This window comes from Paenibacillus piri (genome assembly GCF_004354045.1).
Taxonomy (GTDB): Bacteria; Bacillota; Bacilli; order Paenibacillales; family NBRC-103111; genus Paenibacillus_S; species Paenibacillus_S piri.
Genome location: NZ_SMRT01000008.1, coordinates 144,464 through 165,980, shown reverse-complemented (window position 1 = coordinate 165,980; position 21,517 = coordinate 144,464). Strand labels below are relative to the sequence as shown.

The window sequence follows — 21,517 nt, the reverse complement described above, 5'->3', positions numbered from 1 at the left end:
AGCTTAGGACAGCCATCTGCATTCACATTAAAAATAGAATACCGACTTGACAGCGTAAAAGCAAGTGCCTCATTCACAGAGGTTGCACGAAATGCTACAATAAAACCGAGGTGATTCGATGAAAAAGATCGCATTTATCGGGTTGGGTACTATGGGTAAGCCCATGGCCGCCAATTTGTTAAAAAAAGGATTTGCCGTCACTGTCTATAACCGGTCGCCTGAAAAAGCGGTAGAGCTGGTTCCGTTGGGAGCTGCGGTCGCCGGTACGCCTGCCGAAGCGGTTCAAGACGCGGAAGCGGTCATCACGATGCTGAGCAATGATGCGGCTGTGCTGGATGCCGTGCTGGGCAGCGGCGGAATCGCGCAAGTCGTTCAGCCCGGCCAGACGGTGATCGATTGCAGCACCGTCTCGCCCGAGACGAGCCAGCAGCTTCACGCGGCCTTGGCGGAACGCGCCGTCGAGTTCCTCGATGCGCCGGTAACCGGCAGCAAGCCGCAGGCGGAAGCCGGCATTCTCGCGTTCATGGTAGGCGGAAGCCATGCGGCCGCCGAAAATATGCGCCCCGTCTTCGAAGCGATGGGATCGAAGCTGATTTATCTTGGACAATCGGGCTCCGGCTCCTATGCCAAGCTGGCCAACAACACGATGGTTGCCATCAATGCGCTCAGCCTGGTCGAAGGGCTATCGATCGTCACGAAGGCCGGTATCGATGCCGAGCAATTTCTGCAGATCGTCCAGTCCGGGGGAGCAAACAGCCGCATTACCGAAATGAAGAGCGGCAAAATTTTAAACCGCGATTTCAGCAGCCAGTTTTCTTTGCAGCTGATGCTGAAGGATTTGCTGCTGGCCAACCGGGTGACCGGACAGTTCCAGCTGCCGTCCCCTATGCTGAAAGCGGCTACAGGCGTATTCCAGATGGGTCTCGGCAAAGGTCTCGGCGAAGAAGATTTGTCGGCGATCGTGCAATGCTATGAAGAATGGATGAACATGCAGGTCGGTCATAAAGCTTCCGGCTTGGAACGACGCCGCAGCACCCGGGTCCAGCTCGACATTCCACTCCATTTGACCGTCCATCAGTGGGAACAGGAAGGTTCTTTCACCGGGCAAACGATCGAAGGCACGCTGGTCGATTTGTCCGACTCCGGCATCCAGATTGTTTCCTCCATTCCGCTTTCCATGGATATGTTCGTCGTTATTCATTTTCCGCAGGAGGCCGAGCTTCCGCCGGTCACAGCGCGGGTCATTCGCATCGAAAGCGACAGCAGCGGCGGCGGCAAATTCCGCTACGGCTGCATGCTGTCCGGACTTGCCCCTTATGTGAGATTGAAAATCGAAACGTACATAGAAAGCAAGCTTTAACCCGATGGGATTAAAGCAAAAGTGCCCGGTTCGCGTATGAAAATAAATACGCGGCCGGGCACTTTCAGCTGAAATGGAGAGACACGTTACCCGGCAATGTAAGAGCAGCAATAATCGGTCGCCGTCTTCACAACCAGCTTGAACTTGGAATTCGCGGCAACCGTGAATTCGCCTGTTCCGTTAATGTCGATCCACTCGCTTGAGCCCGGCAGCTGAACCTTCAGCTCTCCTGCCAAAATTTCCATAATTTCCCTTGCATCGGTGCCGAATTCATATTCGCCCGGCAGCATAATGCCTAATGTTTTTTTACTGCCGTCCGCGAAAAGAACGGTGCGGCTAGTAACTTTGCCGTCATAGTAAATGTTGGCCTGCTTGACGACAGTGACTTGCTCGAATTGGGATTGGGACATCGTTCTATGCTCTCCTTTAGGAAGGAGGCCGAACCAACCCGGTCCGGCCTCTGCTTATAAATTGTCATTCGCTGCATCCAATTGCATTCTGCAAATGGAACACGGCATAAAGGTTTTATCCGATTACGACTTTATCGGGTTAAGACCCCCACCTCTAAGGTGGGCCTTGAATCAGGTGGGGTAGAGTCCCCATCTGATTCCCCGATGTTCAGCAATGCTGAACGAGTTCACTTCAACAGCTGTTTTACGCGGGCAACCACATTTTCCACAGTAAAGCCGTATTCCTTGATAACAACCGGACCCGGTGCCGAAGCGCCGAAGCGGTTGATCCCCAGTACATCGCCTTGATCTCCTACATAGCGCTCCCAACCGAAGGAATGGCCCATTTCGACGGCCAAGCGCGCTTTCACGTCAGGCAGCAAGACGGAATCTTTGTATTCCTGGGACTGCTTGTCGAACAGCTCCCAGCTCGGCATGCTGACGACACGGACTTGAACGCCTTCTTCCGCAAGCTGCTTCTGTGCGGCCACAGCCAGTTGAACCTCGGTGCCCGTTGCGATAATTTGCGCTTGAGGCTTGCCGTTAGCCGCATCGGACAATACATAAGCGCCGCGGCTGAGCGAGCCTTTGGCCTGCTCGGTGCCGGCCAGCTTCGGAGCCGCTTGGCGGGAGAAGATCAACGCGACCGGGCCGTTTTTGTTTTCAACCGCATAGCGCCATGCCGCAGCCGTTTCATCGCCGTCCGCAGGACGGATTACCGTTACGCCCGGAATGACGCGCAGAGCCGCCAACTGCTCGATAGGCTCATGCGTAGGACCGTCTTCGCCGACACCGATACTGTCATGCGTAAATACATAAATCGCAGGCACGCTCATGATCGATGCAAGACGGATGGCCGGACGCAAGTAATCGGAGAATACGAAGAACGTACCGCCGAACACCTTCAAGCCGCCGTGCAGCAGCATACCGTTAACCGCCGCGCCCATACCGAACTCGCGCACGCCGAAGTACACATTTTGTCCGCTGTAATCTTTTGCCGTCACAACGCCAAGGTCTTTCATATGGGTCATGGTCGACGATTCCAGGTCAGCGGAGCCGCCTACCAGCCACGGCACGTTTTTCGCGATTGCATTCAGCACGATGCCGGATGCCGTACGCGTGCCTTTTTCGGCAGGAGCCGCTTCCGGAATGTCTTTATCCCAACCTTCAGGCAGCTCGCCGCTGACTGCAGCCTTGAATTGCTTCGCAAGCTCCGGATACGATTTCGCGTATTCCGCAAATTTTTGCTCCCAAGCCGAGTTCGCCTGAATGCCTTTTTGTTTCACTTCGCCAAAATGCGCGCTCACTTCCGCCGGAACGTAGAAATGCTGATCTTCCGGCCAGCCGTAAGCTTTTTTCGTCAATGCCACTTCGTCAACGCCAAGCGGTGATCCGTGAGGGCCTACATGACCGCCTTTACCCGCTTTGTTCGGGCTGCCGAAGCCGATTACGGTTTTCACTTCGATCAAGGTCGGACGCTCGTCTTTTTGTGCCGCTTTGATCGCTTGGCCGATCTCGTTCAGATCATTGCCTTCCTCAACGCGAAGCACCTGCCAGCCGTAGCCTTCAAACCGCTTCATGACGTTTTCGGAGAACGAGAGGTTTAATTCGCCGTCCAGAGAAATGTCGTTGGAATCGTAGAGCACAACCAATTTGCCCAGCTTCAGATGACCGGCCAGCGAAGCCGCCTCGGACGAAATTCCTTCCATCAAATCTCCATCGCCGCAAATGACATACGTGTAGTGGTCAATGATATTGAAGCTGCCTTTATTATATACCGCGGACATTTGCGCTTCGGCCAAAGCCATACCAACGGCCATGCCGAATCCTTGTCCCAAAGGTCCGGTCGTCGCATCTACGCCTGCCGTGTGGCCTACTTCCGGATGGCCCGGCGTTTTGCTGCCCCATGTGCGGAATTGCTTCAGCTCGTCCAGCGGAAGATCGTAGCCGCTCAAATGAAGCAGGCTGTACAGCAGCATGGAGCCGTGTCCTGCGGACAAGACAAAACGGTCGCGGTTAATCCACGTCGGATTGTCAGGATTGTGGTTCATGAATTTAGCGAACAACGAATAGCCCATAGGCGCTGCGCCCATCGGCATTCCAGGATGACCTGATTTGGCTTTCTCAATAGCATCGATAGACAGCGTACGAATGGTGTCGATCGATAATTGCTCGATTGCTTTATTGATGACAGTCATGAGTAAAAACCCTCCTAATTTTTAATGTGATAGCAGACCGGGAAACCAGACACACATGCCCGTTTTTTAAGCATGTTTAACGTGTGCATAAACCTCGCGCGCTAGATTTCACTTGCACCATTTTACCATTGTCCATTTCAGTTTGCCAACTTAAAAAAGGAATCATACGAAAAATTCATATAAAATGCGGAAGGAAGCCAAAGGATTTTCCATATAAATGGCGAATATGTATTACTTGATTTCAAGAAGGTTTATTTTGAGCACGGGAGTCGATCATGAACCATCTATTGCTGGAACTGGCCAATAAGCGTCAAACGTACCGAAAGATGCTTAATATATACTGGGTGACGATTGTTCTGACCGTCATACTGGAGCATTTCATTCATCGCTCGAGTCCTCCGTTCGGATCCAACGGCTACCTGCAAGGGCTGATCCTTCAGGCGCTGCTGCTGGGAGCGGTCACCGGCATCGCCGAAATGCTGTACCGCTACCGAAAGGTACAAAGCGACAATCTGCTGCTCGTCACCGCAACCATCTACGCTTCTTCGATCATTTATATCAACCCTGCGATCGGCATCGTGCCGGCCATTTATATTTTCCCGATATTAACCTCTGTCCTCTCCTTCAAAAAGAACCGTATCCTGACTGCCTTTACCTTGATTCTGCTATGCTTCGTCCTGATCTATGCGCTATCTCCCGAGCTTCGCTTGTCCATGCAGCCCTTTCACATTATAGGCGTCCTCTTCTTGTACATCGGCGTTACCGTCATCGCTCTGGCCATCGCCGCAAGCGGCATCGAACTGCTGGATCATTTGAAGCATGCTACCGAAACGAAGCAGGAGCTGCTCGTCAAAACGATTATCATGGATAAGCTGGCGAAAATGGATGCGCTGACCGATCTGTACAATCACAAAACGTTTCACGAATATTTGGAAAAGCTTATCGAGCAAAGCGAGTGCAATGAGCTGCCGCTCCAGCTGGCCATTATGGATATCGATAATTTCAAAAAAATTAACGACACCTACGGACATTGGGTAGGCGACATCATTTTGCAGCGGGTTGCCAATCTTATTAAAGAAACCGTCACGCCCAACGATTTCGTGGCCCGCTACGGCGGCGAAGAATTCGCGGTTATTTTTACGGAAAAAACGCCGGAATCGTCGTTTACGATCGCCGAGGAAATCCGCCATAAGCTGGCCGTGACGCTTCATCCGGAATTGGACTCGCAGGCGGCGACGCTCAGCATCGGACTGCAGGACTATGTCAAGGGCGAAGGCAAGGAATCGCTGTTCAAGGGCGCGGATGCCTCTTTGTACACCGCCAAACGTACCGGCAAAAACAAAACGGTCGCCCATTCGTACATCCGCGATCCTAAGGGAGCCTGATGCCGGACGGTGCGCCGGGTTGCGGGCGCTGGCAGCATCGACGCCGGCTGACATACGGGAAGCCGAATTGCGCCGAATTGCTCTTTCCCCATGCGCATTCTTGATCCCGATCTTCCGCAAACCACTCCTTCCTTTACGGACTCTAACCGAATTGTTTATCCGATTACGACTTTATCGGGTTAAGACCCCACCTCTAAGGTGGGCCTGAATCAGGCGGGGTAGAGTCCCCATCTGATTCCCCGATGTTCTGCAAAGCTGAACGAGTTCACTCGCCCGCAACAAAAAGGCGGACCCGCACACCGGCTTTAGCGCCGATTGCGAGGTCCGCTTTTAACTCTTATTGCCGGTTCAAAGTCCGGTGAGTAAAACCGCTCCGCTGCTTGTTCAACGGACTTTGACGGCGTCAGTTAAACACGACCGTTTTGTTCCCGTGGACAATGACGCGGTCTTCCACATGCCATGAAACGGCCCGGGCCAGCACGATCCGTTCGATATGGCGCCCGATCCGCTTCAAATCGTTCACATTGTCGCGATGGCTGACACGCTGCACATCCTGTTCGATAATCGGACCGCCGTCGAGCTCTTCCGTTACATAGTGCGCCGTCGCGCCAATCAGCTTGACTCCGCGGTTATGCGCCTGCGCATAAGGCTTGCCGCCGACAAATGCCGGAAGGAACGAATGATGGATGTTAATGATCCGGTTCGGGAAATGCTCGATGAATTTGGGCGTTATAATCTGCATGTAGCGAGCCAGCACGACCGCGTCGACTCCCGCGACCAGCTCGAGCTGCCTGCGCTCCGCCTCCGCCTTCGTTTCCGCGTTCACCGGTATATGATGGTAGTCAATGCCGAATGATTCCACAAGGCTCCGCATATCATCGTGATTGCTGATCACCATGGCGATATCGGCCTCCAAATCCCCCGCCTGCCACTGCCACAGCAGCTCCAGCAGCGCGTGGTCCTCCTTCGATACGAAGATCGCCAGCTTCTTTTTCCGTCCGGCGCGATTAAGGCTCCACTGCATTTGAAACTGCGACGCTACGGCGGCAAAATCCGCCTTCAGCCGATCGCGCTGCGCATCGAGATCGTCGAGATCAAATTCGATACGGATGTAGAACATCCCGCCTTCCGGATCCATCGTATACTGGTCGGACTGCACAATGTTCGCTCCATGCTCGTATAAAAACCGGGAAACGGCAGCGACGATCCCCGGCTGATCCGGGCAGGATACGAGCATCCTGGCACGGTTTTTCAAGTCGTCCCGGCTGTTTTTTACTACTCTGTTCGGTGTCATGATACTTACGGCTCCTCATCGATTCATTATTGCGGTATATCTACATTTGAAATACTTTTTGACCGGCAAGCCAAGCCGTCAAGCGGTGGTTGATTTGCTCCTCGCTCAGCTCGGACAGCACACGCTCTTCGGCAATCAGGTCGTATAACCGTTCCATCGGCTCGCGGCCGTCTTCTTTTTTCGCTTTGGCGTCCGTTTTCAGCACATCCCAAGTTTGCAGCACATAGTCGCGCGGATGCACTTCTTTTTTGCCGAAGAAATGCGCAATCCGTTCAACGTCCTCCAGAAACTGGGAGCCGAACCGCTGCTCCGCATTTCCGCTCAAGAGTGCGATCTCCGCTTCATACATCGGGCGCTGCGTCTTATCTTCCTTCCCGATCCACGGCGTCTCCAGAATCAGCGGCAAATGGTTCAGCTTCTCATGATGCACGATACGATACATCGCTTCGAAGCCGATCCAGCCCGCTCCAACCGGAGCATGGCGGTCCTTGCCCGCGCCCTTCGGATTTTTGCTGTCGTTCAGATGGACGACGGCGATCCGGTCGAGACCGACAGTTTTATCAAAATGCTCCAGAACGCCGTCCAGATCGTTAACGATATCGTACCCGGCGTCATGAACGTGGCACGTATCGAAGCAGACGGAAAGCTTACTATTATCCTCGACCTTGTCGATAATCGCCGCGAGCTCCTCAAAGCTGCGTCCCAGCTCCGTCCCTTTGCCGGCCATCGTTTCCAAAGCGATATGCACATTCGTATCTTTTACGCCCGCCAGCACTTCATTCAAGCCTTCGGCGATGCGGTTCAAGCCGTATTCTGCGTCCTTGTCCGTATAAGCGCCCGGATGAAGCACGATCTGCTTCACACCGATATACGCCGTGCGGCGGATTTCATCCTGCAGAAAACGGACCGCCAGCTCGAACGTATCCTCTTTATACGAACCGAGATTAATAATGTAGGGGGCGTGAACGATGATTTCACCGATCCCGTGCTCGCTCATCAGAGCTTTGCCTTCCTCAATATACTGCGATTCGATAGGTTTGCGGCGCGTGTTTTGCGGCGCACCCGTATAAATCATAAATGTCGAAGAGCCATAAGAGACGGCTTCCTCCGCCGCGTTCAACAAGCCTTTGTCCGAAAACGACACATGAGAACCAATGGTAGGCATCGTAACATTCAACTCCTTTGTTTATCGCACTATCGCACTCTATCTATTTTACTAGTATTGCCGCAATAAAGCTAGAAATAACGCGCAGAAATCATATATTCCCATAATCCTCCACGATCCGTTCGACGCCGATAAGGCCGCCCGCTTTTGAATAGCGCGAAAATAAGCTATAATGGTATCGAGGTGACACAAGCGATGAACAGCGGGTTCATGTGGTTTATTTTATTTTGGGTATTCGTACTCATTACGTTTATGTCGATAGGCGGCTACTTCATGTTCCGAAAATTTTTGAAGGTGCTTCCCAAGGAAGACGGCAAATCCAAGCTGGACTGGCAAAATCATTACGTCGATTCGTCGCGCCACTTGTGGACGGATGATTCCAAGGCGTTTCTTAATATGCTCGTAGATCCGGTACCCACGCCGTTTCGCGATATCGCCCGTCATTCCATTGCCGCCAAGATCGGCCAGGTCGCATTGGAAAGCAATGCCGACCGGATTACGCAGGAGCACTGTATACAAGGGTACATCCTGGCTACGCCCAGACGCGATTACAAAAGTCTGACTTCCTATCTGGACAAAAAGCAGGTAGATTACAGCGAATTTAAGCATTTGCTTAATTAAACCGGATTAAACCATAATAAACCGGCCGTTCAAGCGTTGATTACGCTGAACGACCGGCTTTTGTTTTTTTTTGCGAGAAGCAGTCCGTCAACCCGTCAGCCGGGACACTCTTCCGCCGATTTTCTTACGCGTACGGATCGTAGTTCCGGACTTCTAGCCCAAGCGGGCTTTATCGGCGTTCATTAGCTCCCTCAGGCGTCCCGGAAAATCGGTAATAATTCCGCTGACACCCGCGGCCAATGCTTGACGAAGGTCATTCTCCTTATTGATCGTAAAAGGGTACACCTGCAGTCCGCTGCGTACGGCATCCGCAACATCGTCGGCATCAATCAGTTTATATTGCGGGTGAAGCGAATAAACGTCCTCTCCGGTTATCGCCGCCAATTGGCGGTGGCTTGCCACGTTCGCGCTGTACAGCAGCCCGATCCGCAGCGCCGGCTCCTTGCGTTTTAGCTTGATTAACGTCTTATGATCAAAGGATGAGACCACTACGCTGTCCAGCCGGCCATAATGACGGAGAAGCTCCAGCAATCGCTGTTCCAGGCGGGCGCTGTAAGGACATTTGATTTCCACGTTGATCATGACGGCGGGAGGAACCAGGGCGAATACTTCCTGGAGCAAAGGGAGCTGCTCCGATCCGAATTGCGGGCCGAACCAGCTGCCTGCATCGAGCCGTTTGAGCTCTTCCGCCGACAGGTCCGCGATCCGCCCGCTGCCGTTCGTCGTCCGGTTCACTGTCTCGTCGTGACAAACGACAAGCTCGCCTTCTGCGGATTCATGGATATCGAGCTCCAGCGCGTCGGCCCCCTGCCGGATGGCCAGCCGGAACGAGACGAGCGTATTTTCCGGAGCTTCGCCCGCCGCACCGCGGTGCCCGATGACTAGCGTTGTCTGATTTTTCACGAAAATCCCTCCTGTTAAGCCAAAGCATCTTTGGTTCTGTCCCTATTATCGAACCGATTTCCGTAAAAAACAAGCGAATTGGAAGCAAAAAATAATAATCATTTGTAAAGGTCAGGACGAAGCGCCTTTGCCTTCGGTAAGCTCGGCTTGCTGCAAATCATCCAGCAGCTTATGTCTTTTGACGACATAGAGGAGGATTAAGGCTCCCAGACCGTAAGCGAACAAAATGAGCGCATTGCGGCCAATCACCGCTGCATCCCCTATGGAGATTAAATGGCGGAATCCTTCCACCGCGTACGTCATCGGCAGCGCCGGATGAATAAACCGGAAGAAGCCGTTCTCCATCTCTACCGGATAGGAGCCGCTGCTGGACGTCAATTGAAGCATCAAAATGACAATCGCCGCAAACCGGCCCACGTCATTGCCCAGCAGCGACAGCAGCATGAACAAAATAGCCGTAAACACCAGCCCGATCAATAGCGCAAAGCCGTACATCTGAATGGCGGGCCGGACCGTCGGAATACCCAGACCCGTATGCAGCACAAATACGGAGACGATCGCCTGGAAAACGCTGACCGATGACAAAGCCAAATATTTATTTGTCAAATACGAGATCGGGCGTTTCGGTATGGCGACCACCTTGTTCAGGTCGATGACGAAAAACAGCACAAGCGAGCCGACCCACAAGGACAACGCGATAAAATAAGGAGCGAAGCCTGTCCCGTTGTTCGGTACCGGGTACAGGTTGTTTTCCGTCAACAGGATCGGCTTGTCAATAACCTGTATCCGTTCGTCGGCTTTGCCGTCCATCGCAGCCATGCCTGCCGTTTCACTCAGCTTGGCGGCCAGCTCCTGCTGCCCGGCCTGAATGTCCTTCAATCCCTTCTCCAGCTGGGTCGATCCGTCCAGCAGCCGCGTGTTGCCGTCACGCAGCTGCTGAAAGCCGCTGCTGAACGTATTAATCCCCTCGAGCAGGGCGGTGCTGCCCTGCTCCAGCTGCTTGACGCCGGAGGACAGCTGTCCGAGCTGCTTCGCCGCAGCCTGCGTGAAGCCGGCGTTTTGCCGCAGCTGCTCCAGACCCTGCTGCAGCGTTCCGTGCAGCTGGTCGACCTGCGCGGTCAGTACGCTCAAGCTTTCGCCCAGCTTGGCATTGCCCTGCTGCAGCTGCTCGGACGCTTGCCGTACGCTGGCGCGCACCCGCTCCAGCGATGCCGCCGCCTGCTGCTGGTCATGCTCCAGCTGCAGGCGGGTCGCATTGGCTTGCTGCAGCGACTTCACGGCCCGCTGAAACCGCTCGTTGCCGCTCAGGCCGGCCACCGTATCGCCCAGTTCCAGCAGGTCGGCGGTCAAGCTGTCGAGCGCCGCCTTATGCTGCTTCAACCGCGCGCCGACGGTCTCGTCATAATCCCGCTTCAGCTGGTCGAGCTGCTTGCCGGCATCCGCAATCGAGCTGCTCACCGCGGTCAGCGCTCCTATATTTTGCTGGAGCGCTTGAGAGGAGGCTTGAATCGACTTTTGCAGCTTCCCGGTTTCCGTGAGCAGCGTATCGAGACGGCCATTGATTTGCCCAAGCCTGTCCGCCAATTGATCCACGCCGCCCGAGGCTAGGCTTATCGTCGTATCCAGCCGGATCAAGCCATTTTCCAGCTGATTGGCGCCGACCAACAGCTTGGACAAGCCTTCCGCGAGCGGCGCCATCCCCTCCTGCGTCTGCTTCAGCCCGGCGGTCAGCGCAGCTACCCCTTCCGCCGCCTGATTCGTTCCGGCGGCCAGCTTGCCCGCGCCTTCCGCCGCCTGCTTCAAGCCAACGCCGCCGTTCAGCACTTGGTCGAACATGACGCGCAAATATTGTTCCCTCAGCTTATGGCTGAGCTCCCCGCCTACGTTGTCCATGACGCTGCGGACGACTTTCGCTCCCAGCATGTTGGCGCCTTCGTTAAGCGTATAGACGAGCTCGCCGGACTTCGGCTCCGGACCGCTGGGGCTGTAAGCCCGCTCCGAGAAATCGGCGGGAATCGTCAGCACCAGAAAGTACGTCAGCCTCCGCACTCCTTTCCGGCCTTCCTCCGCCGTGACCGAAGTCCAGTGCGTTTTCTCATCCGCCAACAGCTTGTCCGTCAGCTCTTGCCCGAGATTCACCTGCTTGCCCGCCTGTACGGTTCCTTGATCCAGATTGACTACCGCAAGCGGAAGATGATGCAGCAGGTCCGTCGGATTCCAAAATGCCCATAAGTAAATAAAGCTGTACATAAGAGGTAAAATCATCGAACCCAGCACCGATCGGCGCACCATGTTGGAAGACCACATCGCCTTAATATCATGTATGGCCATAGTGAGACCGTTCATAACCTTCACCTGCTTTCCGTGATAACCGTCCCGTTTTAGTTTTAGTATTTGGCCCTGAACGTTTTCCTATCCTTTCCTGTTCAAATATAGGAAAGAAGCAGGGGGCCGCTATTCCGGGCGGTCCCCTGCTTCTGACGCGCTGTGCGCGTTTGCGGACATTCGATTAAATTTTAATGTCCAGCGTCTTGCCCAGGTAAGGATGCTGAGCCGCAGCAAAATCCTGCAGCAGCGTTACCGCCTGTGCGGTTTGCGTATCCTTCACCTTGCTCAGCAAGGCGATGCCGACCGCCTGCTTCAGGGCATCCCCGCTGCTTGCGGCGGATAAGGCATTGTTGATTTCCATGGCTGTACACTCTTTTCCCGGGCAGCTTACGTGCCCGTATCTTTGTTATCGGCATGTACGGGCGCATCCTTTATAGCTCGGGGCTCATCGGCTCGCCGAAGCATTCCGGTTGAACCGCATATCGGGATGTTAGCCGGCGTTCATTCCCCATCTGATTCCCCGATGTTCAGCAAAGCTGAACGAGTTCACTCACCGGACTTCTAATGAACGATTAACGTGGTTACAGTTTCATTCCGTTAAGCATCGTACCCGTTTGGATTGTTGACCTGCCAGCGCCAGGCGTCAGCGCACATCTCCTCGATGCCTCTAACCGCGGCCCAGCCCAATGCCTCTTTCGCCTTTGAAGGATCCGCATAGCATACGGCAACATCTCCCGGTCTCCGCTCCGTCAGACGGTAAGGGATCGTCCCGCCGAACGCTTTCTCGAACGCCCGCACCATTTCCAGCACGCTGTAGCCGTTGCCCGTGCCCAGATTGTACGCTTCGATGCCGCTGCCGGTCAGCACTTGCTCCAGCGCCTTCACATGTCCGAGCGCCAGATCCACCACATGGATATAATCCCGGACACCCGTACCGTCTACCGTCGGGTAATCGCTGCCGAACACGCTAAGCTCCTTCAGCTTGCCGACCGCAACTTGAGAAATATAAGGCAGCAGATTATTCGGAATTCCGTTCGGATCTTCGCCGATCCGGCCGCTTTCATGGGCCCCGATCGGATTAAAATACCGCAGCAGCGAAATGCTCCAGCTGTTATCGGCTATGTAAAGGTCGCGCAATATTTGCTCGATCATCAGCTTCGTTTGTCCGTAAGGATTCGTAGCCGCCAACGGGAAATCCTCCGTAATCGGCACCTTCTCGGGCACTCCGTACACAGTAGCGGACGAGCTGAATACGAGCTTCTTCACGCCGAACTTTTGCATCGTTTCACAAAGAATCAGCGTACCGGTAATATTGTTGTGGTAGTAGCGCAGCGGGATGCTTACCGATTCCCCCACGGCCTTAAGGCCCGCCAAATGGATCACAGCTTCTATCGGGTACTTCGAGAACAAATCTTCGAGCCCTGCCCGATCCAGCAAATCAACCTGATGAAAGGGAACCTCTTTGCCTGTCAGCTCACGAATACGCTTCAGCACTTCCTGCTTGCTGTTCGTCATATTATCCGTAATGACAACTTGATAGCCGCTGTTCAGCAGCTCGACACATGTATGACTGCCTATATATCCGGCTCCGCCTGTTACTAATACCGCCATAGTCCTGCCTCCAAAATCAATAATTTTCACTAATTGGTTTCTATTATAACAATCAAGCTTCCCGATTCCAACGCCTCCGGTTAATAGATCCGCTTTGCCGCTGCAATGTTTTCCAACGCCGCCCGCATCTGAAACAACGAAACTTGACCTTGGAAACGAAAAAAGCCCTCAATCCCGAAGGAGACAGGGCTAATAATCCCAAACGCTTGGGATTTTGCCAAGGGGAATTTTACCGGCCTATTCAACCGATTGGTCGGAAGCTATCCGGAGTTGGTTAGCCAAACGGCGAAAATACTACTATCATACTATAGTCGAGGTGGACCCGTCGATCACATCCGGATCATTGGTGTTTGTACTGCTAGCCTGGTTGTTCGCGATACCTCCAATTGAATCACCAGGAGAAAATGATGCCGCACCTCCATAGTTTTTGGAAGAACTTGTTAATGTAATGAACGCCGTATCTCCAATTTGGACATTTGAGCTCTGACATACACTATTAATTTTAATATTACCGACAATTGAAGGCATTTATGAGTACCTCTTCCTTCAAATTTACACCACAACACCATGATATGAGATAATCGCCCATACGTTACAATTGTTCTTTATGTTGGTGAATTACGATCAATCCGACCATCCAGGTAATATTGGCATGACGTTACCGTTTTCGTTGTGAGCTATCCAAAGCGGATGGATAAATGCATATCTCCAAATTGTACGGCAAAGCCATAGTCCACAAACCTGCCGCTCTAAAAAAAGAAAAAGCCCCGATAAACAAGGCTTCTTCAGTAATGCGGTTGACAGGACTTGAACCTGCACGTCCATAGGACACCACCCCCTCAAGATGGCGTGTCTGCCGTTCCACCACAACCGCATGATATGAAATTAAATGAGTCGTTATGCTAACAATGATGAGCTCCGACGAACCTCGGGGTTCTCATCCCCTGCATGGAAGCTAATGGTGACCCGTAGGGGATACTGTCTACTTCGTAGCCAGACTGCGACGCTTATGCTAACGACGATGAGCTCCGACGAACCTCGGGGTTCTCATCCCCTGCATGGAAGCTAATGGTGACCCGTAGGGGATACTGTCTACTTCGTAGCCAGACTGCGACGCTTATGCTAACGATGATGAGCTCCGACGAACCTCGGGGTTCTCATCCCCTGCATGGAAGCTAATGGTGACCCGTAGGGGATTCGAACCCCTGTTACCTCCGTGAAAGGGAGGTGTCTTAACCCCTTGACCAACGGGCCATGCCGGCGATAAAATCGCTTGTCTTTTTGGCGACAAGAGTTATTATAGCCGAATGCCTATTGATTGACAAGCTTTTTCTTCACGATGTCGAAATTGCGCGAAACCAAGCCCAAAAAGCAGCCGGAAGTACGATCCCTGGCGACTTTTGGGCTTTATAGCAGCGCGGTTCCGCCATCGCGTTATCCTTTAATGGCTCCCGCCGTAATGCCTTTGATGAAGTTTTTCGATCCGGCGATGAACACGAGTAAAATTGGAATCGTCGACAGCGTCAACGCGCACATCCTCGCGGCGTAATCGGAACGATGGACAATTCCCAGGTTGGACACGAAGATCGGCACCGTATACCACTTCGGGTTGTTGATCGTAACAAGCGGCAGCAAATAGCTGTTCCACGACCATAGAAACACAAGAATGGCCAGCGTGGACATACCCGATTTTATTAGCGGCATCGCGATCTGCGCCATTATCCGGGGCTCCGAACAGCCGTCGATCCTTGCGCATTCGATAATCTCCTTCGGCACGGTATCTTTAATAAACTGCGTCATAAAGAAGGCGCCGAACGGAAATGCGAGCCATACGAGCATAATCGGGAACAGCGTGTTGCCGAAGCCCATATTGCGCATTTCGATAATATAACCGATCGTGCCGACCTGGGACGGCACCATCATCGTGATGATGATGAAATAATTTAACGCCTTTTTCAGCCTGAACTCATACTTCGCAATGGCAAAGCCGATCAAGGCGCTGATGAGGCAGGAAAAAACGACCGCGAACACCGAGACGAGCAGGCTGTTGGCATACACCTGGATAAAATTCGATTTGAACACGGTTTTTAAATTTTCAATAAAATACGATGCGGGCAGCAGCGGCAGCCCCAGAAACAAGTCCTCGTTATAGTAAGTCGACATGACGACCATCATGTAGAACGGAAACAAGGAAGCCAGTGTAATGACTGTCAAAAACGACAGCTTCACGACTCTCATTCCTTCTCCCCCTTCCCTGCGGAAAGCCGATAGCTGATCATCGAGAAGAAAATAATGATCACAAATAACGTATAGGCGATCGCCGCCCCGTAGCCGAACCGGTTGTCGGAAATAAACGTATTGTCAATAAATTTCCAGATGACCGTCAGCGCCGCGTTGTCCGGGCCGCCGATCGAATTCGCCGACCAGCCGCCGTACAGCAGCTTCGGCTCGTCGAACAGCTGGAACCCGCCGATCACCGACGTTACGATCAGAAAAACCGATATATTTTTCAGCAGCGGCAGCGTGATCGTAACCAGCGTATGGGCGCCGGACGAACCGTCCACTTTGGCCGCTTCATAAATGTCCTGGGGAATCGCCGTCATACCGGCCAAATAAATGGCCATGAAATAACCGAGATGACGCCATATGAACATCAGCGCAATGACGCATCGAGCCGTGAACGGCTCCTGCAGCCAATACACGCCCTCGTTCACCAGATCGAGCCGGATGAGCAGCTGATTCAAAATTCCGCTCTGCCAATCGAACATATAGGAAAATATAAAGCCGATCGCGACAGGAGTTGTAATATAAGGCATAAAATTAACCGTCTGAAACAATCGCTTGCCCGCCGTCAGATGAAATGTCACGTAAGCCATGATCATACCCAGTAAAATCGTGACCGGAATCGAGATCAGCATGATCAGCGCCGTATTGTAAAGCGATTTGTAGAACAATGGATCCTTTGTCAGCAAATCCGCATAATTTTGAAAACCGACGAACGTTTTATCGCCGATACCGTTCCAATCATGCAAGCTTAAAAACAAGGAATAAATGACCGGGTAAAAATGAAACACAAGATAGGCTAACATAAACGGAAGGGAAAACAGGTAAGGCCAAATCCGGACGCCCTGCGTCGTTCTCTGCATAACAGCTTTCACATGGTACGCCTCACTTTCCAATCTCCGAACCAGGAGAAACGGCTTCGCCGTCCTTAGAGGACAGGCGCGTTTGTCAAGGTTGTGCGAAGCAAAGTATAAAACTTTCCGGCAACTGAAAAAAGAAGGCAACCGCTCACCGGAACGGCTGCCGAAAAGAGGCTCGTTTACTTGACCGTTACCGTTACTTCACAGTCACGTCAGGAGCCTTATTTTTAACCTCGGCAATAAATTTTTGCAGCGCCGCGTTCGCATCGATGCCCGTATCCTTCGTAAACAGCGGATACAACGTATTGTACGCGCTGAGCACGGTCGTCTCGTATTTGGTTTGCGGCTGTCCCTTCACTTCCGGAATGATTTTGGCATAGAAGTATTTCATCAGATTTTGGCCGCCGAAAAATTCGTCGTATTCCGTTCCTTTTTCGATCAAATCATTGTTGACGTAAAACGATTTGAGCCCCGGCGGGAAGCCGAATTTGGTGAATGACAACGTTGTGCCCTCTTTGGATAAATAGCAGAAATTGATATAAGCCCAGGCTGCGTCCTTCACCTTGCTGCCTTTGTTAATGCCGATCGACGTGCCGCCGATCGTCGCTCCGCCGCCCGGCGCTTTGACGAGTCCCCATCTGCCCTTGCCTTCTTTGTCGTTGGCGGCGACAGACCATTTCGGCCCCCACGGCGCCATCGGATAGAACAAAAATTCGCCCTTCGAATAGGAGGCGGCCAATGCCGGCGTATTGCTCTCCAGCTTGCCGAGAATGCCGGCGTCCCTCATTTTAAACAACGTTTCCAACGGCGCTTTTACTCTTGAGGTCAGATCGATTTCTTTGCCTTTTATATATTCCTTGGCGGTTTGGCCGTACAAAATACGAAAAGCGTCGGACAGCCCGGACATCATCAGCACCTTGCCGCCGCTCTTCTCCTTGACCTCCTTTCCTTTGGCGATAAAGGCGTTCCAATCGTTCAGCATCGTTTCCAGCTGGGCCGGATCGTCGGTGCCCAAATACGTTTTGGCCAAATCTCTGCGGTAAGCAAAGCCGCCCGGCGCGATCTGCTGATCGACACCGACCAGCTCGCCTTTGGCGTTGGTCAGCAGCGGAATCAAATAATCGAACAAATCCTGCCTTTTCACATTGTACGGGGCGGCCTCCAGGTTTTCCAAAATGCCCAGATCAAACAGTTGTCCCCGATAGGCCATTTCGCCGAGAATAACGTCCGGTACATCCGAGCCGGAGGCGATGCCGCTTTGCAGCTTTTGTAAATAGTCGCTGCCGTTCACTACGGTGTATTCGACCTTAATGTTCGGGTACACCTTGTTAAATTCAGGCACCATATACTTTAAAAAGGCTTCGTCCCAATCCCACACTTTAATCGTGGCCTTCATGTCCTGTGGCTTGGTCGACCCTTTACCGTCAGGTGCAGCCTGCGGCTGGGAAGCGGGAGATGAGCTGCAGCCGGCGAGCAGCAGCGTCAAGCTCAGACATGCGGCAAGTACAACGGTAAACCGGCTCTTTCGTTTTGCGGCCATATAAACCCTCCTTTGAACAATGTAAAGTAAGCGATTACATTTCTATTCTATAATCAGCCGCCCTCGCGATAAACCAGACAAAACGGTTATTTTGTTTCAATTCCGGTTATGAAGCCGTCGTCTGCGGCACTTTCAACACGACACGCGTGCCCTTGCCCTCGATGCTCTCGATATGCACGCCGAAGTCTTTCCCGTAATGGTATCGGATGCGCTCCCGCACATTGGCCAAGCCGATCCCTCCTTTGTCCGCGTTTGCCGCGGCGCCGCCGGGCTGTACCGCAGCCAGCCGCTCCAGCTGTTCGGCCGACATGCCTTTGCCGTTGTCCTCGATCGAAATTTCGACCAGTTCGTCCGTTTGGCTCGCTTGAATCCGTATGCGGCCCATGTCCTCCCTGACCGTCGAGCAAATGCCATGGAACAGCGCGTTCTCGACAATCGGCTGCAAAATCATTTTCGGCACAATCAAATCGTACAGCCGTTCGTCGATGCTCCACTCCAGCCGAAACCGGTCCGGGTAGCGGCACTGCTGAATGTCCGCATATTGCTCGACAATTCCGATTTCATCCGCCAGCTTCGTGAAGAAGGAGCTGTCGCCCTTATGCACCGAATTTTGCAAAATGCCGATTAACGATTGGGTCATCTGCTCCGCTTCGCGGTTGCGGTTGGCGCGGCTTAAGTAAATGACCGTATTGAGCGTATTGTAAATAAAATGAGGATTGATCTGGGACATCAGCAGCTCCAGCTGCATCGTCCGCTTCAATTTCTCGCTTTCCACGGAGCTGCGGACATGCTCCTTCAATTCGGCAATCATCCGGTTGAAGCCGTTTCCGAGAATTTCCAGCTCGTCGCCGCTGCAAATGGAAATATGCATGTTCAAATCGCCGTCGGAAACCCGCTTCATAGCCGAAACCATCTTTGAAAGAGGACGCGTTATTTGGGCGATCGTCGGCGTCATGACCGAAAAAATAACGATCAGACTGCAAAGGATGACCGTCACATACAAAAACAGAATGGAGTTGATTTGGGCGAACAGCTTCGTCTTGGAAATAATCGCAACCTGGAGCCAGCCCTTCAGCATCGATTGATTGTAAATGACAATGTACTGCCGATCCTCCCAATAACCTTGGCCCGAATCGATTTCACGCTCGAGTCGGTCCGGCACGTACAGGGCATCCTTATCCCTGCTGTTGTACAGCACCGCCCGGTGGCTGCCCAGCAGCAGCAATTGCTCGTACTGGCCCTGGCTTTGCTGAAATGCGGCCGCAAATTCCGAATATTTAATATCGAAAATCAACGTCTGGGGCTCGCCCCCGCGATCCGGCTCATCGATGCTGCGGTAACGCACCACATAGCTTACCGCCTGCATTTCTCCTACCCCATTGCCATAAAAGAAAGGATGCGGCGTTGAAAACTGCGGATTGCCGCCTTCAGCCGCCAATTCGGTGAACCAGTCCCCCTGCAAGTATGATTCGAAATAATTTTCAAAGCCTGCATTGTTGGAAAACATCTCCCCGTCCGTTCTGACAATTAAAACATTAATAATAAAGTCATTTAACGCGGTAAACTTCTTCAGTTTTTCTTCCACAGCCTTTTTCTGAAAATAGGTCTGCTCCTCGTTCAGCGTAGGATTAGCCTGAAGCTGCCGCTGGATGTCGTTGTCGCTGATAATAAATTCGGCGATTTTTTCGGTTCGTTCCTGAATGCGTTTGATTTGAAAAGCGTTCTGGGAAAGCTTGACCCGGCTGTCCTGGATCGACTGCTCCCGGATCATCTGGGTTACATAATAGTAGGTGAACGAACCGCTGCACACCAGCGAGACGGAAACGATGCAAAACGTAATCAGCATCAGCTTGCTTTTAATTTTCCATTTCATCGGCCGCCCGCTTCCCTTCCGCATAAACCAATGGATTCACACCTACCGTCTTGCGAAATACTTGGCTGAAATATTGGCTGTTCTTATACCCTACCTGATCGGCGATTTCATATACCTTGATTCGCTTGTCCTGCAGCATTTGCTTGGCATGCTCCATGCGGACCTGTGTGATATAATCCAGCACGGTCACACCGGTTTCCTGCTTGAACAAATGCCGCAGCCTGTCGCCGCTGATGCCTACCTCTTCAGCCAAGCTTTCCACAGTCAGCGCTTCTTTATAGTTTTCACGGATTCGCTCCAGCGTCTGACGTACCTTCCACGAATACCGGCTGCTTTGCATAGCATCCGCTTCGCGGATCGTCTCCCGGAGCATGTGCTGAAACCATTGGGAGATGCGATTGAAGGTCGTCCAATTGCTGCGTTCCCTCTCCGCCGCCGACCGCTCCGCCAGCCTCGCCAGCCGCCGCTTGAGACGAAACGAATCGAGCATCGCGACGAGCTCCCGGCACAACAGCATCGCTTCCTCTAATTGAAAGCGCTTAATCAAATGGGTAAAAGCTTCCTGTACCGTCAAGCATGCCTGCTCCGCCTCATGCCGCTCCAGCTGAGCGGCTGTGCGGGTCACATACGGTTGAACGTCCTCCCGCAGGTCGGCCGCTTTGACCGGTACGACTTCGGGTTCGATAATCGATCCATTTTCAAAAAAAGGCGCATACTGCAATATACGATCGCAGCCGGCATATACCCGATGCAGCTCGGTCAGTTCGGGAAACAGCGGGGAAATCGCGACGGATGCGGATATGCCGCGCTGCGCCTGAAACGCTTTTTGAAACAGACGGGCGATCGCCATCGTTTCGCTGCGCGCCTGCAGGTAGCCGGACGTCTTGGGAACAGTCAGGATCGCCCCCCACTGTTGGCGGCCTATCGGAAGCATATCCAGACAGCGGAAGCCGTCGTCCGCCGGTATTTCGTTCCATCCGAATGGCTCCGGCCGCGCTTCTTCCGTCGGTTGAACCGGAAAAACCGGAAGGGCTGCGTTGGCAGCCAACAGCAAAAACAGAAACGGATTGCCATGGCGCCCGCCTTCCTGGGACAGCAGCCGGGTTTGCTCCCAGGTCAGCTCTAATCCCTTCAGCAAATCCTGGAACAGCTGGCGACGGATCAACGCCTCTTTCTGTTCGTTCTCCTTCAATGTCTCCCGAATCCGCTGCAATACCGCAACCAGTTCTTCCGGGTGCAGCTCATGCTTCAATAAATAGTCGCATACCCCGATTTTGACGGCTTCCTTCGCATATTCGAATTCCTTGTAAGAGGTGAGCAGCACGATATGAACCGGCGCGTTCATTTGCAATATCGCTTTGCTGAACGCCAGACCGTCCATTCCCGGCATACGGATATCGGCAAATATGATTTGCGGCCGGTGTTTCCTGAACAATTCCAATGCCTGCTGCGGATACGTCGTTTCGGCCACAATCTCGAAGCCGTACTCCGCCCACGGAATCAAATGCAGCAAATGCTGGATCGCCAGCACTTCATCGTCTACAATCATGACCTTGATCGTGTTCGCCATGCATTCTGCCTCCTCGCCGGAAATAATAGCAACTTAAATGAAGCTTCAGAACGAAGCCTTTCGATGAAAATACAAGC

At 52.9% G+C, this 21,517-nt stretch carries 17 protein-coding genes and 2 tRNA genes; 3 read left to right on the top strand and 16 right to left on the bottom strand.

The window, feature by feature from the left end; translation table 11 throughout:
- Positions 1-118: 118 nt before the first annotated feature.
- On the top strand, positions 119-1,360 hold the full coding sequence (locus tag E1757_RS17815) for an NAD(P)-binding domain-containing protein (protein ID WP_133230497.1): 1,242 nt from the start codon (positions 119-121) through the stop codon (positions 1,358-1,360).
- A gap of 86 nt (positions 1,361-1,446) precedes the next feature.
- Here E1757_RS17815 and ppnP read toward each other — a convergent pair whose 3' ends face one another.
- Positions 1,447-1,770 (bottom strand): pyrimidine/purine nucleoside phosphorylase, encoded by a 324-nt coding sequence (gene ppnP, locus E1757_RS17810; protein ID WP_133230495.1) that lies wholly within the window; start codon positions 1,768-1,770, stop codon positions 1,447-1,449.
- Positions 1,771-1,997: 227 nt separating this feature from the next.
- Positions 1,998-4,007: a transketolase gene (gene tkt, locus E1757_RS17805; protein WP_133230493.1), complete on the bottom strand. Its 2,010-nt coding sequence runs from the start codon at positions 4,005-4,007 to the stop codon at positions 1,998-2,000.
- A 275-nt stretch (positions 4,008-4,282) separates the two neighbouring features.
- Between tkt and E1757_RS17800 the strand changes: the two genes are divergently transcribed.
- On the top strand, positions 4,283-5,392 hold the full coding sequence (locus E1757_RS17800; protein ID WP_133230491.1) for a GGDEF domain-containing protein: 1,110 nt from the start codon (positions 4,283-4,285) through the stop codon (positions 5,390-5,392).
- A 403-nt stretch (positions 5,393-5,795) separates the two neighbouring features.
- On the opposite strand, the gene purU is transcribed toward E1757_RS17800, so the two are convergent.
- Positions 5,796-6,686 carry a formyltetrahydrofolate deformylase gene (gene purU, locus E1757_RS17795; protein ID WP_133230489.1) on the bottom strand — a complete coding sequence of 297 codons (891 nt, stop codon included), beginning with the start codon at positions 6,684-6,686 and terminating at the stop codon, positions 5,796-5,798.
- A 40-nt stretch (positions 6,687-6,726) separates the two neighbouring features.
- Positions 6,727-7,851, bottom strand: a complete 1,125-nt coding sequence (locus E1757_RS17790; RefSeq protein ID WP_133230487.1) for a deoxyribonuclease IV — start codon at positions 7,849-7,851, stop codon at positions 6,727-6,729.
- A 195-nt stretch (positions 7,852-8,046) separates the two neighbouring features.
- On the opposite strand from E1757_RS17790, the gene E1757_RS17785 reads away from it, so the two are divergent.
- The gene (locus tag E1757_RS17785) at positions 8,047-8,472 is read left to right on the top strand and encodes a DUF2621 domain-containing protein (protein WP_133230485.1); all 426 of its coding nucleotides are present in this window, start codon (positions 8,047-8,049) and stop codon (positions 8,470-8,472) included.
- A 153-nt stretch (positions 8,473-8,625) separates the two neighbouring features.
- Here the strand turns inward: E1757_RS17785 and E1757_RS17780 are convergent, their stop codons facing one another.
- From E1757_RS17780 to E1757_RS17725, 12 genes are all read right to left on the bottom strand, one after another.
- Complete coding sequence (locus E1757_RS17780) at positions 8,626-9,375, bottom strand: glycerophosphodiester phosphodiesterase (RefSeq protein ID WP_133230483.1); 750 nt, start codon at positions 9,373-9,375, stop codon at positions 8,626-8,628.
- A gap of 111 nt (positions 9,376-9,486) precedes the next feature.
- Positions 9,487-11,721, bottom strand: coding sequence for a YhgE/Pip domain-containing protein (locus E1757_RS17775; protein WP_133230481.1), 2,235 nt, complete (start codon positions 11,719-11,721; stop codon positions 9,487-9,489).
- 163 nt (positions 11,722-11,884) lie between these two features.
- Positions 11,885-12,064: a YjfB family protein gene (locus tag E1757_RS17770; RefSeq protein WP_133230479.1), complete on the bottom strand. Its 180-nt coding sequence runs from the start codon at positions 12,062-12,064 to the stop codon at positions 11,885-11,887.
- Positions 12,065-12,300: 236 nt separating this feature from the next.
- A complete protein-coding gene (gene galE / locus E1757_RS17765; protein ID WP_133230477.1) occupies positions 12,301-13,314 on the bottom strand; it encodes a UDP-glucose 4-epimerase GalE in 1,014 nt (337 codons plus the stop codon).
- 300 nt (positions 13,315-13,614) lie between these two features.
- Complete coding sequence (locus E1757_RS17760; RefSeq protein ID WP_133230475.1) at positions 13,615-13,842, bottom strand: spore germination protein; 228 nt, start codon at positions 13,840-13,842, stop codon at positions 13,615-13,617.
- Positions 13,843-14,106: 264 nt separating this feature from the next.
- Positions 14,107-14,188, bottom strand: a tRNA-Leu gene (locus tag E1757_RS17755).
- 305 nt (positions 14,189-14,493) lie between these two features.
- Positions 14,494-14,568, bottom strand: a tRNA-Glu gene (locus tag E1757_RS17750).
- A 180-nt stretch (positions 14,569-14,748) separates the two neighbouring features.
- The gene (locus E1757_RS17745; protein ID WP_133230473.1) at positions 14,749-15,552 is read right to left on the bottom strand and encodes a carbohydrate ABC transporter permease; all 804 of its coding nucleotides are present in this window, start codon (positions 15,550-15,552) and stop codon (positions 14,749-14,751) included.
- Complete coding sequence (locus E1757_RS17740) at positions 15,549-16,472, bottom strand: carbohydrate ABC transporter permease (RefSeq protein WP_246079250.1); 924 nt, start codon at positions 16,470-16,472, stop codon at positions 15,549-15,551. The genes E1757_RS17745 and E1757_RS17740 overlap by 4 nt, the downstream gene beginning before the upstream one ends.
- 181 nt (positions 16,473-16,653) lie before the next feature.
- Entirely contained in the window at positions 16,654-17,997 is a 1,344-nt protein-coding gene (locus tag E1757_RS17735) for an ABC transporter substrate-binding protein (protein WP_133230471.1), read from the bottom strand.
- A gap of 106 nt (positions 17,998-18,103) precedes the next feature.
- Positions 18,104-19,870 (bottom strand): sensor histidine kinase, encoded by a 1,767-nt coding sequence (locus E1757_RS17730; RefSeq protein ID WP_165972164.1) that lies wholly within the window; start codon positions 19,868-19,870, stop codon positions 18,104-18,106.
- Entirely contained in the window at positions 19,854-21,440 is a 1,587-nt protein-coding gene (locus E1757_RS17725) for a response regulator (protein ID WP_133230467.1), read from the bottom strand. Before E1757_RS17725 ends, E1757_RS17730 begins: the two co-directional genes overlap by 17 nt.
- Between the last annotated feature and the right edge of the window lie 77 nt (positions 21,441-21,517).